This window comes from Pseudomonas sp. KBW05 (assembly GCF_003852405.1).
Lineage (GTDB): Bacteria > Pseudomonadota > Gammaproteobacteria > Pseudomonadales > Pseudomonadaceae > Aquipseudomonas.
Window position 1 is genome coordinate 1 of sequence record NZ_QAJM01000066.1, and the last position, 14772, is coordinate 14772.

A 14772-nucleotide genomic window follows, 5' to 3' on the forward strand; every position below is an offset into this window, starting at 1 on the left:
GCCTACGGCATTGGTCGCCGACACCAACCGGCCAAGGTCGTCATAGGCGTAGGAAACAACGCTGTACTCGGTTACCCAAACGTAGGGATCAGAACCCTCGGCCCGCTGAATCTGGTAATCCACCGCCACGATGCGGCCGGCCGAATACCGCAAAAACAGCGAACGCCCGACACCGTTATCCAGCCGCTCGATACGCCCCAACAGATCCCGGGAAATGCGCAGTCGGTTGTCATACGCATCGCTGATGGCTGTCAGCAGACCATCCCGGAAATGGTAGAAACGCGACGCCTGCGCCAGCACCAACTCGTCAGGCAACGTCCCGAGATAAATGGCCGCTTCAGCCAGGCTATTGGTGATCGTCGGCCGGGCAACCGTAGGCAAGGGCAGGGCGGTAGACCGATTCTCATGATCCGTCCACACCACCGAATCACCCGATACACAAAGCCCGTGGGCCAGCGCATGACTCCAGCCAAACCCCAACCCACACTCCACGTCCACCGCACTGGTGCGATACAACCGCGTCCACTCAAACGGAAAAATCCCGTCGAGCACGCCGTCAGTCAGGGTGAGCAATTCCTCGCCGGTAACCATCGACACCGGGCAACCGTTGGTAGCGGTTTTGTCCGCAGAAGCCGCCGCATCACCGTTGGCATTCCTGCCGGAAGCAGGTACATCATCGACAGCTTCCTGCCGAACCAACACCGTCCGCTGCGTGGCCTTATCCCGCACCATCGGCACCGGGTTCGCAATCAACTGATCCCCAGCCTTCAACGGCACATCCGGCACCGTCTTGATCACCGTCGCCGGCCCGCCCAGTAACAACGGCTTCGACGCCTCGACATGCGCGTCCAACTTCGGACTCACCAGTTGCTTGGCCAACAACGCCAACCACTGCCGCGCGCGCTCGGACTTCATTGCGCGCAACACCCGCGCGCCCAGTTGCACCACAACCCCCATCGCGGCGCCCACCCTGATCAGCAGCAAGGCAATCAACACCTCGCTGGTGATTTCCCCCATCAGTTCGCTGACTTCTTGCGGTGGCAGCATGCGCATCCAGCTGACCATCGCCGACACATAGATGAACAACAGCGGCTCATCGCTGAGCACCAGCAAACCGTTGGCCAGGGTGTCTTTGCCCAATGCCAGCAGTTCGTCGAGTTCGGTTTGGGAGAGGTAGTGCAGCAGTTTCTCGCTGTTGGGTTTGATATCCGCCAGCAAGTCATACAGCTGTGGGATGTTGTCCCACAGGTTGTAGAGCGTCTTACCCATGCCAACCAGAAACGCCGTTTCCTCCATCCGGCGGCGCTCCAGTGGGCTGGCGTCGGCGTAGGTTTTCCACTGGTCCTGGAGGGTATTCGTCCACGCTTCGCGTAGGCGAACTTCCAGCTCGGCGATCACCGATTGGTAGGACGCATACAGCGCCTTGACGTGATCCTGGGAAACGTTGGGGTAGAAATTGATCCGATACTGCTGGTTGCGCTCACACTCGGTGATTTCGAGGATGCCGCTCGGGCCGATGGTCTTGTGAATAGGTTCGCCCAGCGGGCCGCCTTTGGGATCGACGCGTTGCAGCACCACCGGCGTGTTACCGATGGGTACAAAGCGCGTGCTCTGAAACATGTGCACCAGCGTCAACGTGCCATTGGCCTGGCAGGTGGCGACGGTGCTGCTGGGTATGATCGAGCGGTTGATCGGCGCGACCAGCGCCACGTCATCGCCGACTTTGAACACCTGCTCGACATCCAGCGCCGCAAAACTCCAGAAGCTTTGTGCCCAGCTGTCAAAGGTGTTCAGGCATTCGCGAAAATCGCGGAAGACGCCTTCGGCATCGACCGTCTCCGCGTCCATTGGGGTCAGGGCCAGCCTGCCAATGGCCGGGTTCACGACAGTGTCCCTACAACATGAAAGTCCATCTGCAATCCCTCGCACTGTGAAATCAGGCGAAGGACTTTGCAGAGGTTTTCAGGGGCGGGGAGTAGAGCTTATCCGGCGCTTACGTGGGACGTTTCGACAACTCGTGTCTTCTCTCGCCCCAGCACCAGGCTGCACAGCGCCGGCAGAAACAGCAGCGTCAACAACGTGCCCACCAGCACTCCGCCAATCAGCACGTAGGCCAGGGACGACCAGAACACCGACAGCGTCAGCGGGATAAAGGCCAGCGCCGCCGCCAGCGCGGTGAGGATGACTGGCCGCGCACGCCGCACGGTGGCTTCCACAATGGCCTCGCGTATGGCCATGCCGTGTTCCTGGTTCTGGCGGATCTGGTCGGTGAAGATCAGCGTGTTGCGCATCAGGATCCCACCAATGCCGATCAGCCCCAGGATCGCGTTGAATCCGAACGGCTGGTTGAACAGCAGCAAGGTCGGCACCGCGCCAATCAGGCCCAGCGGCGCGGTGGCGAAGACCATGAACATCACGCCAAACGAGCGCACCTGGAACATGATCACCGTGAGGGTCAGCAGGATCATGATTGGGAACAGCGCCGCCAGTGCGACGTTGGCCTTGGCGCTTTCTTCAACCGGGCCGCCGATGTCGATGCGGTAGCCGGCGGGCAGCGTTGCGAGTAGGGGTTGCAGGTCTTTGTACACGGCCATTTCCACGTCGGGTGGCTGTACGCCGTCGATGATGTCGGCGCGCACTTCCACGGTGGCCGCGCGGTTGCGGCGCTTGAGGATCGGCTCCTCCATGACCGCCTGGAAGTGGCCGACCTGGGCCAGTGGCACCGCCGTGCCGGTGCTGTTGGTCAGGGTCATGTTGTTGAGGTTGCCGAGGTTTTCGCGCTGGCTGCCCTGGGCGCGGGCGACCACCGACACGGTGCGGTTGCCTTCGCGTACTTCGGTGATGGGGTTGCCGCTGAGTAGGGCGTTGAGCTGGGATTTGACCTCGTTGGGCGTGAAGCCCAGCAGGCGCAGGCGGTCTTGATCGAGCACCAGGCGGTAGCCGCTGGTGCGCTCACCCCAATCGAGGAAGGCGTCCTTGGTGAGCTTGTTTGCGGCGACGACCTTGCGCACGTCTTCGGCCACGCCGCGCAGTACATCGACGTTGGGACCGGAAACGCGGAACACCACCGGAAATGGCACGGGCGGGCCGAACAGCAATTGGGTCACCCGCACACGGGCGGCAGGGAATTCGCCTGCTGCAATGCGTTCGCGCATGCGTAGCTTTAATGCGTCGCGGGCGTGGGAATCCGGCGTTTGCACGATCAACTTGGCGAATGCCGGGTCAGGCAATTCCGGATTCAGCGACAGAAAGAACCGCGGCGCACCGCCGCCCACGTAGGTGTCCACCAGGGTGGTTTGCGGTTCTTGAAGCAGAGCTTTTTCCAGCTGCGCGGCGACCGTTTCGGTGCTTTTGAACGCACTGCCGGGGGGCATGTACACCTCAAGAATCAGCTCGGAGCGGTCGGAATTGGGGAAAAACTGCTTCTTCACCAGACCCATGCCCAACCCGCACAGCACAAACGCCGTCACCACCAAACCGGTCACCAGCCAGCGATGTCGTACACAGCTTTCGACCAAATCGCGCAACCTCTGGTAATACCGTCCGGCGTAAATTGCTTCATGCCCGCCGGGCACCGGTTTGATCTGCGGCAGCAGTTTCACGCCCAGATACGGCGTGAAAACCACCGCCACCAGCCAGGATGAAATCAGCGCAAAACCGACGATCCAGAAGATATTGCCGGCATATTCCCCAGCCCCCGAGCGCGCAAAACCCACCGGCAGAAAGCCGATGATGGTCACCAGCGTACCGGTCAACATCGGCGCCGCCGTGGAGCTCCAGGCGAAGGTGGCGGCGTGAATCCGGTCAAAGCCTTCTTCCAGTTTCACCACCATCATCTCAATGGCGATGATCGCGTCGTCCACCAGCAAGCCCAGGGAAATGATCAGCGCACCCAAGGTAATGCGGTCGAACTCGCGACCGGTGAGCAGCATGATCACAAACACGATGGACAGGGTCAGCGGCACGGCTGCCGCTACCACCAGTCCTACGCGAAAGCCCAGGGCCAGCAGGCTGATCAGCATGACCACCGCGAGGGCGGCGAAGAATTTGAGCATGAACTCGTTGACGGCTAGGCGAATGTTTTTCGCCTGGTCGGCGACCTTGGCGAAGTTCACGCCCAAGGGCAGGTCGGCGTGGATTCTGGCTTCCTCGGCCTTGAGGCTTTTGTCCAGTTCCAGGCCGTTCCAGTGTTTTTCCATGATCACGCCGAGCATCAGCGCCGGGTCGCCCTGGTGGCGGATGCGATAGCTGGGCGGGTCTTCGTAACCACGGCTGACGGTGGCCACGTCGGCGATGCGCAGGACGCGGCCGTTGACTTCCAGCGGCACGTTTTCGATCAGCGCCAGGCTGTCGAAAGCACCGTCGATGCGGATATAGGCGCGGGCGCCGGCCGTCTCGACAAAGCCCGACGGCGCCACGGCGTTTTGCGCGGCCAGTGCGGCAAAAATCTGATCGGGTTTGATACCCAGCGTCGCCAGGCGCTCGTAGGAAAACTCGACAAAAACCCGCTGCGCTTGCTCGCCGAGGATATTCACCTTCTTGACGCCTGGCAGATTGAGCAAGCCCTGGCGCAGTTCTTCGGCCATCTGCACCTGTTGCCGGTGGGGTAAGTGCTCGGCTTCCAGTGCGTACAAGGCGAAGTACACGTCGGAATATTCATCGTTGAAGAAGGGACCGATCACGCCTTTGGGCAGCTTCGCCGCTTCATCGCTGAGCTTTTTGCGGGTCTGGTAGAACAGGTCCTGGATCTCGCCGGGGCGTGTGGACTCCTTGAAGGTCATGCGCATCGACACGAAGCCCGGCTGGGCGATGGTCTCGACGCGGTCGTAGTAGTCCAGTTCCTGCAGGCGTTTTTCCAGGCGGTCGGCCACCTGTTCCTGCATTTCCTGGGCGGTGGCGCCGGGCCAGGCGGCGGTGATGGTCATGACCTTGACGGTAAACGAGGGGTCTTCGGCGCGGCCCAGTTTGCCGAACGAGAAGACCCCGGCGGCGAGGATCGCCAGGATCAGGAACAGCGTGACCGCACGGTGTTTGACTGCCAGTTCAGAGAGGTTGATACCGCGCATGTTCAGTGGTCCTGCCCGCGGTTGAAGGCCAGCGCCTGGGCGGGTAGCAGGCGTACCGCGTCACCGCTGTGCAGCAGGTGGGCGCCGAGGGCGACGATGAGCTGACCGGGGGCCACGCCGCTGTTGAGCAGGGCGTCTTCCTGGCCGAGGCTGACGACATTTACCGGGGCGAAGCTGACGCGGTCGTCCGCGCCGATCAACCACACGCCGGGGCCTTGCCCCGCATCCTGCAAGGCGCCGATGGGCACCCGCGTGTGCTGGGCCTGGGCGTTGCCTTGCAGGCGCACGGTGATGGTCGAGCCGAGGGCGAAGCGCTCGACGGCGCCGTGCAACACGTAGCGGGCCCGGTAGGTGCGGGTGGTGGGGTCGGCGCTGGCGGACAGTTCGCGCAGGGTGGCAGTCACCGCTTGATCCGGTGAGCCAAAGGGGAAGGCCAGGGCCCGTTGCGAGGCTTGGTCGCGCTGGTTTTCCGGGAGGTTGACGATGGCTTCGCGGGCGCCGTCGTGGGCCAGGCGGGCGACGACCTGGCCTTCGGCGACCACTTGGCCGCGCTCCACCCGCACGTCGGTGATGATGCCGTCGCCGTCGGCCTTGAGGACCGAATAGGTGCGGCGGTTTTCGATCTGGCTGGCATCGGATTGCGCGGCGGCCAGTTCGGCTTCGGCGACGCGCAGGTTGGTGGCCGACTGGTCGAAGATCTGCCGCGACACGGCGCCGGTGCTGGCCAGGCGCTGGTAGCGGTTTTCGTCGTCACGGCGTTGGCGCAGTTGCGCCTGGGCGGCGTTGACACGGTTTTTCGCCGAGCGCAGGGCCAGTTCGAAGTCGCCGATGTCCAGCACCAGCAAGGTGTCGCCACGGGAGACGTGCTGGCCGGGGTCGACCTTGCGCTCGATGACTTTGCCGCTGACGCGGAAGCCCAGGTCACTTTCCGTGCGCGCCGCGACCACGCCGGTGTAGGCGTTTTGCTGGGTGCGGGCGGCTTCGACTTTGGCGGCGAGCACCGGGCGTGGTTGGGGGGCTTGGGCGGCGGTGTCGGCCTGGCTGTTGCAGCCGCTGAGGAGGATCAACAGGGCCAGGGGCGTGAGAAGGCGCAGGGGAGAAGGGTGCATGGCGGGCTCCGGGGGGGTATTGCATAAAATTACGCAGGTAATATTTTGTTGAATATTATGATCGAAATAAAAAATAAGCCAGCCTCTTTTATCTGGATGCCGCCCAGTCATCGGAGACGATTGGGATCAAATGTGGGAGCGGGCTTGCTCGCGAATGCGGTGTATCAGTCAGAAAATCAGCGACTGACACACTGCATTCGCGAGCAAGCCCGCTCCCACATTTTGATCTCCACATGACTTTGGGGGCGGGGGGCTCATGGGGCGATGTCACACTTTGTCCAAGTTATCCGGGCGTGGATGATTACGATTCTCTTTTGAGTCCACTCCTAAGGTCCCCGCCCATGCTTCCTGCTTTTCGCTTCACACCCCTGGCGCTGCTGGTCGCCGGTAGCTTTAACGCCTATGCCGACGAGCCCGTTGCCCTGGAACTCAACGATGTGGTGGTCACCGCATCCGGCTTTGCGCAAAGCGTGGAAGACGCGCCGGCTTCGGTCACGGTGATTGATGGTGAAGCGCTGCGCCGCAAGTCTTACCGCGACTTGGGCGATGCGGTGCGTGATGTGGAAGGGGTGACGGTCAACGGCGGCGCCAATGAAACAGACATCTCCATCCGTGGCATGCCGGCCGATTACACCTTGATCATGGTCGATGGCAAACGGCAGAGCGCGCGTGAGTCGCGGGTCAACGGCAACAGCGGCTACGAGCAGAGTTTCGTGCCGCCGGCCGCTGCCATCGAGCGGATTGAAGTGGTGCGCGGGCCGATGTCGTCGCTGTATGGCTCGGATGCCATCGGCGGGGTGATCAACGTGATCACGCGCAAGGTTTCGCCGACCTGGGGCGGCTCCATTGGTTATGACTATTCCGCGCGCCAGCACAGCGACCAGGGCAACGCGCGCCAGACCCAGTTCTACCTCAGCGGCCCGCTAAAAGAGGATTTCCTCGGCCTGCAGGTGTGGGGCCGTTACCTCGACCGCCAGGCCGACGACGACATCGAGCAGACCAATGGCTTCAGCAGCGCCGACCACCGTGACCTCACCGCGCGCCTGGCCTTCACCCCGACCATCGACCACGACATTCTTCTGGAAGCCGGCGCTACCCGTCTGAAAAACGGTGACGGCACCAGCGCCAACTGGGCCACCCGCGAGCAGGAGAACAACCGCGATCACTGGTCGCTGTCCCACCAGGGGCGTTGGGGCTGGGCCACGTCGGACGTCGCGCTGTCCCAGGAAACCTCCAGCCGCGAAGGCAAGGCCACCCCGGCACAAACCGATATCTACGGACGCAAGCCTGAGATCAAGAACACCGTGTTCGACGCCAAGCTGGTGGTGCCCACTGCGCATAACGTCAGCACTGTCGGCCTGCAATGGAACAAAAGCGAGCTGACCGACTGGAACCAGGGCCTGGGCGACCGTGTCGACTACACCTTCTCCGTCGCGCAAAAAGCCCTGTTTGCCGAGAACGAATGGTCGGTAACCGACACCTTCGCCCTCACCACCGGCCTGCGCCTGGACGAGCACGAAGAGTACGGCGCCCACATCAGCCCGCGCGTCTACGGGGTATGGCGCGCCAGCGAGCAGTGGACGTTCAAAGGCGGCATCGCCCGTGGCTTCAAGGCGCCGGAGCTGCGCGCGGTGGTTGCCGATTACGCCTACCTGCGCCGCAACCGCTTCGTGATGTTCGGCAACCCCGACCTCAAGCCCGAGACCAGCACCAACTACGAAATCTCGGCGCTGTGGAGCAACCGCGACAACCTTTCGGGCGGCGTGACGCTGTTCTACAACGATTTCCAGGACAAGCTCTCCACCGTCACCACCGACCGCATGTGGAATGGCTACACCGTGATGGAGCGGGTCAACGTCGACAAGGCGATCATCCAGGGCGTCGAACTCAACGGCCAATGGGACATCAACGACCGCGTGTTGCTCAAGGCCAATTACACCTACACCGATTCCGAGCAGAAAAGCGGCGCCAACAAAGGCGCACCGCTGGCCCTCACCCCCGAGCAAAAAGCCAATGTGCGCACGGAGTGGAGCATCAACGACCGCACCCAGGCCTGGGCCTCGCTAAGCTACTACGGCGAAGAAACCGGCAACACCATTACCACCGACAAGCCGGCGCCGGGCTACACCACGGCGGACCTCGGCGGTTCGTTTGACGTGACCGACTCGCTGACCCTCAACGCCTCCCTCAACAACCTCACCGACAAGCGCCTCGACGATGAAACCTACGGCACGGTGAACTACGGCCGCACGCTGTGGATGGGCGCCACGCTGAACTTCTAAAGCGCGGCGGGCAATCGCACCACTGCACACAGGCCGGCGGGTGGGCGATTCTCCAGCACCAATTCGCCGCCATGGGCCTGGATGCACGAACGTGCAATCGCCAGGCCCAGCCCCACGCCGCCGTCGCTGACGCCGCATTGCACAAAGGGCTCGAAGACTTTGCTCAACCAGTCCTCGGGCAAGCCGTGGCCGTGGTCGAGGATCTCGATCCGCAGCCAGCCATCGCCTTCGCGGCGCAGGGCCAGGCTGGCGTCGCCGGCATGGTGCAGGGCGTTGTCGATCAGGTTGGTCAACGCGCGTTTCAGCGCCAAGGGGCGACACGTCAGCAGCAGCGGCGGCGCGCCGTGCCAGGTGACGGGTTGTTGCAGGCGCTGATAACGCTTGGCCAGGTCGTCCAGCAGGCCGCTCAGGGACAGGGTGGCTGTGGGTTCCTGCACCACATCATCGCGCACGAAATTCAGGGTTTCGCGCACCATCGCGCTCAGTTCGGCGAGGCTTTCCAGCATGTCGTCGCGGGACTCGCCGGGTTCCAGCAGTTCCACTTGCAGGCGCAGCTCAGTGATCGGCGTGTTCAGGTCATGGCTGACGGCTGCGAGCATCCGCGTGCGGCCTTCGACATGCCGCGCAAGGTTGGCTTGCATGGTGTTGAAGGCGGCGGTGAGGTCGCGGGCTTCCTGTGCACCGGTTTCCGCCAGCGGGGCGATCCATTCACCGCGACTCACGCGTTCGGTGGCCTGGGCCAGGGTTTTCACCGGGCGCACCACGCGGGCGATAAAAAACATCACGATCAACAGCACCGGCAGCGTGGTGACGGGCAGGCTGTAGGCCAATACGCGGCCCCATTCATAGGCGCCGGCGGGATATTGCACAGCGTTCAAGTAGCCCCCGTTGGGCAATGGGATGCTGCTGCGCAGGCGCAACGGGGCCCAGCCAGCAGGGCTGAACACGTGGGTGCGGGCGTTGGCGCCGCTGATGCGTTCCAGCTGCATGCCGATGCTGGCGGCGTCATCCAATTGCAGTTGGCGACGCAGTTCGTTGGCCAGGCGTTGTTCTTCCGGGCGCAGTTCAAACGGTGGGACTTCCGGCGTGGCGGCGATCCAGAAATGTGTGTTGCCCGTGCTCATGGCTTCCAACAAGTGCGCGGTTTCATCCGCTGGCAAGTCGATAGCCGTGTGGTGCGCAATCCCCAGGCGTTCCAGGCTGAAACTGCGGGACAGCGGGTGGATCAGGCTGCCGGTGCGTTGCAGAAACAGCATGGCAATGGCGTTGGACGCGAGCAACGCCAGCAGCAACAACAGGCTCAGCTGCCGCGCCAGGGTGCGCGGCCACAGCCGGCTCAGGGCGTGCACTCGATGACCTCGGCCGCCAGCAGGTAACCACCGCCCCAGATGGTGCGCAGCAGGTCCGGCGTGGCGTCGCCCTGGGCCAGCTTGCGCCGCAGGCGGCTGACCTGGCGGTCGATGGCGCGGTCGCTGACGTCGCTGTCGGCGGCGGCGGTCAGGTCGATCAGGCGCTCGCGGGGCAGCAGGCGGTTGGGGTGGTCGAGGAACACTTGCAGCAGGCGGCTTTCAGCGGTGCTCAGTTGAATCGGCGGGGTGTCTGCGCGTGTCAGCGTCGCACTGGCCGCGCTGAAATGCCAGTCGGCGAACTGGTACGCGCGTGCGCCAAGGCTAGGGGCGACTGGCCCGGTGTTGCGGCCCTGGCGGCGTAATACGCTGTTGATCCGCGCCACCAGCTCACGCGGCTCGAACGGCTTGGTGACGTAATCGTCGGCCCCCAGGTCGAGGCCGCGAATGCGGTCGGCGGGAGTATCGCGGGCGGTCAGCAGGATCACCGGGGTGTTGCTGCGCCGGTGCAACTGGTTGCACAACTCAAAGCCATCGCCATCGGGCAGCAACACGTCAAGCACCACCACATCGAATGCCTGGCTCTTGAGCAATTGCCACATGCCGGCTGCGTCTTCGGCGGTGCGCACCTCAAAGGTGTGGCGGCGTAGATAGGTGGCCAGCGGTTCGCGGATTTTGCGGTGGTCATCCACCACCAGCACGCGCGGTGCGACAGTTGCTGCGGCAAACGGCATTGCAGCCCTCGGTGGGGTTGAGCGGGAGAGGGCGGATATTACTACGAGTCATTATCATTAACGCGGTTTTTGTGATGAGTTAGCGAGATGTCGTTCCATCAGTAGAACGATCAAGGCCGTTTTTGCCGACTAGCGCATTATTGGTATCGGATTTAAGGTGTATCCACTTTGGAGGAACACCATGAAAAAACTCATCGGCATCTACACCAGTCCACGCGGCCATTGGGTCGGCGACGGTTTTCCGGTGCGCACACTGTTTTCCTACGACAATCTGGGCAAACACATCAGCCCATTTTTGCTGCTGGACCACGCTGGCCCGGCGGATTTCACACCCACCGAGGAGCGTCGCGGCGTAGGCCAGCACCCTCATCGCGGGTTTGAAACCGTGACCATCGTCTACGACGGCGAAGTCGAACACCGCGACTCCACCGGCGCCGGCGGCATCATCGGCCCTGGTGACGTGCAATGGATGACTGCAGCCCGGGGCATCATCCACGAAGAATTCCACTCCGAAGCCTTCGCCCGTCAAGGCGGTGCGCTGGAGATGGTGCAACTGTGGGTGAACCTGCCGGCCAAGGACAAAATGGCCGACGCCGGTTACCAGACCATCGTTGACGGCGACATTCCCGTGCTGCCGCTGGCCAACGCTGCCGGACAACTGCGCCTGATCGCCGGCGAATTCGCCGGCACCCAAGGCCCGGCGCGGACCTTTACGCCAATCGACGTGTGGGACCTGCGCCTCAACGCCGGCAAACCCGTGACCCTGGACCTGCACGCCGGGCGCAACACCGCCCTGGTGATCCTGCGTGGCACGGTGCTGGTCAACGGCGAGGAAGTCGCGCGCCAAGGGCAGTTGGTGCTGTTTGAGCGCGATGGCAGCCAGATCAGCCTGGAGGCCAATGACGACGCCAAGGTATTGTTGCTAAGCGGTGAGCCGATCGATGAGCCGATCGTGGGGCACGGGCCGTTTGTGATGAATACCGAGCAGGAGATTCATCAGGCGTTTGAAGACTTTCACTCAGGCCGGTTTGGCCAGATGGCGTCAGGTGACCACTGAAATGGCTATCAGAGTCAGAGGTAGCGTGAACTGTAAAAAGCCAGTGATCGACAACGGTATTTTTCCTGTGGCGTAAGAAAACATTAGTAGAGGTATTGCCGATACTCCGCCTGCCAGCCAAATAAGTTGGTTTGGCCCGGCGGAGAATTCGTTGGGGGCCATGATGGGCAGCTTTAATAATGAAATGGCCAACGCCATGCACACCGTCAGAAACAGTGTCTCCACGCACAGCCCATTTACCGCATCCAGTACGGTTGACTTTTTGAGGTAGGTGTAAGCGCCCCAAGAGAGGGCAATCGTAAGATAGACCCAGTGGTTCAAGTGGGGTGTGAATGCAATCAGTAGCGCGACACCCGTGAATGCGGCAAGTGTTGATAAGGCTCGCGTCCGGCTAATCGACTCGTTGTAGATGATTGCGCCCAGTGCGATGGATATGAACGGTGCCAATAAGTAACCAAGGCCGCTTTCAAGAATGTGGCCGTTAATCGATGACCAAATAAAAGCTCCCCAATTGATGGCGATAAATAACGAAGCCATGCAATGCAGGCGGATCAATTTAGGCGGGAGGTGTTTGATGGCGTGGGTATTGCGGCACAAAAGAATGAATGCGCTGAGGGTGATTGCGGACAACACTACTCTGTAACTCAGCAGGGTGATTGGAGGTATATTACCAAGCGCCTTCCAGTAAAGAGATGACGTCCCCAGCAGTATGTTGGCCAACCCCGAACACAGGATCGGCAGTAGCAAAGCGAGGCTGGTATTGTGTGGTGTTGGCACGATTGGCTATTGCCTTTTGGTTGTCTGCATGCAGCTTTGCGTTGAAGCGGACCGGTATCAAATATTTGGCTTCCTAAAAGTGCGTAGTCCATTTCTGGCACTTGGTTGTGTGTATGTTTCCTGGGCCTGGCACAAGTCCAAATGTGGGAGCTGGCTTGCCTGCGAAAGCGGCGGTTCGGCCAGCATTTGTATCGCCTGACGCACCGCCTTCGCGGGCAAGCCCGCTCCCACATTTTGTTCTGTGCTATACCCGCCACCCCCATTTCATGCGATCTTCAGCGCATTCGCCCTGGAGTCGCCTGGATGCCGTCATTTATCTCCGATCACCCGATGTTCTGCGCCCTGGCGCTGATCTTCATCGACATCGCCGTCTGGCGCCTGATCTCCGTCAACCTCGCCAATTGGAAGCTCGCCGCACGCCTGTTGATCTTCGCGGTGTTCAGCGCCGTGCTGTTCAACGATGGCATGAACCCCATGCAAGTCGCGCCGTATGCCGACAACACTGCCTTGCACCTGGCCGCCACGGCCTTGCAGATTGGCTGGTGGCTGTTCGCGGCGCGGACGCTGACGGTGTTGCTTGGCGCGGTGATGATGCAGCGCGTCGGGCACACCGGGCGGTTGTTGCAGGATTTGCTCGGTGCGGTGATTTTCCTGATTGCGATCATCGCCGCCCTGGCCTACGTGCTCGATCTGCCGGTCAAGGGCGTGCTGGCGACCTCGGGCGCGGTGGCGATCATCGTCGGCCTGGCGTTGCAGAGCACCTTGAGCGATGTGTTCTCGGGAATCGTGCTCAACACTACCAAGCCCTACCAACTGGATGACTGGATTTCCATCGACGGCACCGAAGGCCGGGTCACCGACATCGACTGGCGCGCCACGCGCCTGCAAACCTCCCAGGGCAGCATGGCGGTGATCCCCAACTCGCTGGCGGCCAAGGCCAAGATCATCAACTTTTCGCGCCCGGCGGATATGTTCGGCCTGGCGGTCAGCCTGCAAGTCAGCCCCCATGCGCGCCCGCAGATCGTCATCGAGGCGCTGGAGCGGGCGATGCAGGGTTGCCGACCGCTGCTGGTCACACCGGCGCCCAGCGTCGCGTTCAAGACCAGTGCCAGTGGTGGCGTGGAATACGAGATCAGCGGCTTTGTCCCGGCCATGGCCCTCAAGCGCGAAGTACGCAACCAGCTTTACGATTTGGCCTTCCGCCATCTGCAAGCGGCGGGTGTAAGCCTGTTGTCGGCGACCGAAGGCAGCACGCCGTCGGCGATGTCTGCGGCCCGTGCCTTGCTGGAACGCTCGCCGATTTTCTCCACCCTGCGCCAGGAAGAAAAAGACACCTTCAGCCAGAACATGACGCTGCACACCTACCGCAGCGGCGAGATGATCTTGCCGGCGGGGGAGGTCAGCGATCATTTGTTTATCGTCGAGACCGGTGTGGTCTCGGTGATGCTGATCAAGGATGGACACACGTTCGAAGCCGGGCGCATGGGGCCGGGCGAGGTGATTGGCGAGGCGGGCATCCTCTCCGACAAGGCGGCGCTGGCGGACTTTTCGGCGAAGACCTTTTGCACCCTGTACCGCATTGAAAAGGAATACCTCAAGCCGTGCCTGGACGCGCGGCATGACATTGGCGAGGCGATGAAGGCGTTGCTGGATTTCCGCCTGCATGCCGCGCAGGTGTTGACTCAGGAAGCGCCGGTGGTGCCGGTGAAGAAGGGCTTTTTGCAGTGGTTGCGCAAGCGCGGCCTGTAGCGCGATTGGTCACCTGTTCTTAGCCAGAATTGGATATTCCTCCCGAACGGTACGGTGACTAATCTAGCCACCAATCCCCACCGTTCTGGAGTTCCACCATGCAAACCCGTACCGATTTCTACACCGCTTCCCCAGACGCCATGAAAGCCATGATGGCCCTGGAAACCGCCGTCGGCAAACTGTCCATCGAGCTGCCGCTGCTGGAGTTGGTGCGCCTGCGTGTGTCGCAGATCAACGGCTGCGCATTCTGCCTCGACATGCACACCGCCGATGCCCGCAAGGGCGGTGAAACCGAGCGCCGCCTGTACACCGTGTCGGCCTGGCGCGAAACGCCGTTCTTCACCCCGCGTGAACGTGCGGCACTGGCCTGGGCCGAAAGCCTGACCCTGATCAGTCACACCCACGCCCCGGACGAAGATTTCAACGCCCTGGCCGAGCACTTCAGCGCCAAGGAGCAGATTGACCTGAGCGTGGCCATCGCCACCATCAACAGCTGGAACCGCCTGGCGGTGGGTTTCCGCAAGATGCCTAAATAACACCGCTGTAGCTGTCGCTGAGGATTTGAATGTGGCGAGGGAGCTTGCTCCCGCTGGAGTGCGCAGCGCTCCCAAGATTTTGGGGCCGCTACGCAGCCCAGCGGGAGCAAGCTCCC

The 14772-nt window shown here is 62.0% G+C and carries 10 protein-coding genes; 4 read left to right on the top strand and 6 right to left on the bottom strand.

The window, feature by feature from the left end; all coding sequences use genetic code 11:
- The 3 genes from DBR46_RS30115 to DBR46_RS30125 all read right to left on the bottom strand — a co-directional run.
- Positions 1-1848 (bottom strand): DUF6531 domain-containing protein (locus DBR46_RS30115; protein WP_256659431.1); only part of this gene is annotated, 1848 nt, incomplete at its 3' end.
- 134 nt (positions 1849-1982) lie between these two features.
- A complete protein-coding gene (locus DBR46_RS30120) occupies positions 1983-5066 on the bottom strand; it encodes an efflux RND transporter permease subunit (RefSeq protein ID WP_124530071.1) in 3084 nt (1027 codons plus the stop codon).
- Positions 5067-5068: 2 nt separating this feature from the next.
- Positions 5069-6175 (bottom strand): efflux RND transporter periplasmic adaptor subunit, encoded by a 1107-nt coding sequence (locus DBR46_RS30125; RefSeq protein ID WP_124530073.1) that lies wholly within the window; start codon positions 6173-6175, stop codon positions 5069-5071.
- Positions 6176-6516: 341 nt separating this feature from the next.
- On the opposite strand from DBR46_RS30125, the gene DBR46_RS30130 reads away from it, so the two are divergent.
- Entirely contained in the window at positions 6517-8457 is a 1941-nt protein-coding gene (locus tag DBR46_RS30130) for a TonB-dependent receptor (RefSeq protein WP_124530075.1), read from the top strand.
- On the opposite strand, the gene DBR46_RS30135 is transcribed toward DBR46_RS30130, so the two are convergent.
- Both DBR46_RS30135 and DBR46_RS30140 read right to left on the bottom strand, forming a co-directional pair.
- On the bottom strand, positions 8454-9773 hold the full coding sequence (locus tag DBR46_RS30135) for an ATP-binding protein (protein WP_124530087.1): 1320 nt from the start codon (positions 9771-9773) through the stop codon (positions 8454-8456). The genes DBR46_RS30130 and DBR46_RS30135 overlap by 4 nt on opposite strands.
- Before the next feature lie 20 nt (positions 9774-9793).
- Positions 9794-10537: a response regulator gene (locus DBR46_RS30140; protein WP_124530077.1), complete on the bottom strand. Its 744-nt coding sequence runs from the start codon at positions 10535-10537 to the stop codon at positions 9794-9796.
- 181 nt (positions 10538-10718) lie between these two features.
- Between DBR46_RS30140 and DBR46_RS30145 the strand changes: the two genes are divergently transcribed.
- Entirely contained in the window at positions 10719-11594 is an 876-nt protein-coding gene (locus DBR46_RS30145; RefSeq protein WP_124530079.1) for a pirin family protein, read from the top strand.
- Here DBR46_RS30145 and DBR46_RS30150 read toward each other — a convergent pair.
- Positions 11580-12371, bottom strand: a complete 792-nt coding sequence (locus DBR46_RS30150; protein WP_158619167.1) for an EamA family transporter — start codon at positions 12369-12371, stop codon at positions 11580-11582. The two genes, DBR46_RS30145 and DBR46_RS30150, sit on opposite strands and share 15 nt — an antisense overlap.
- 303 nt (positions 12372-12674) lie before the next feature.
- Here DBR46_RS30150 and DBR46_RS30155 point away from each other — a divergent pair, with 303 nt between their 5' ends.
- Both DBR46_RS30155 and DBR46_RS30160 read left to right on the top strand, forming a co-directional pair.
- A complete protein-coding gene (locus DBR46_RS30155) occupies positions 12675-14120 on the top strand; it encodes a mechanosensitive ion channel domain-containing protein (RefSeq protein ID WP_124530083.1) in 1446 nt (481 codons plus the stop codon).
- Positions 14121-14218: 98 nt separating this feature from the next.
- Positions 14219-14656: a carboxymuconolactone decarboxylase family protein gene (locus tag DBR46_RS30160; RefSeq protein WP_124530085.1), complete on the top strand. Its 438-nt coding sequence runs from the start codon at positions 14219-14221 to the stop codon at positions 14654-14656.
- Positions 14657-14772 lie beyond the last annotated feature (116 nt).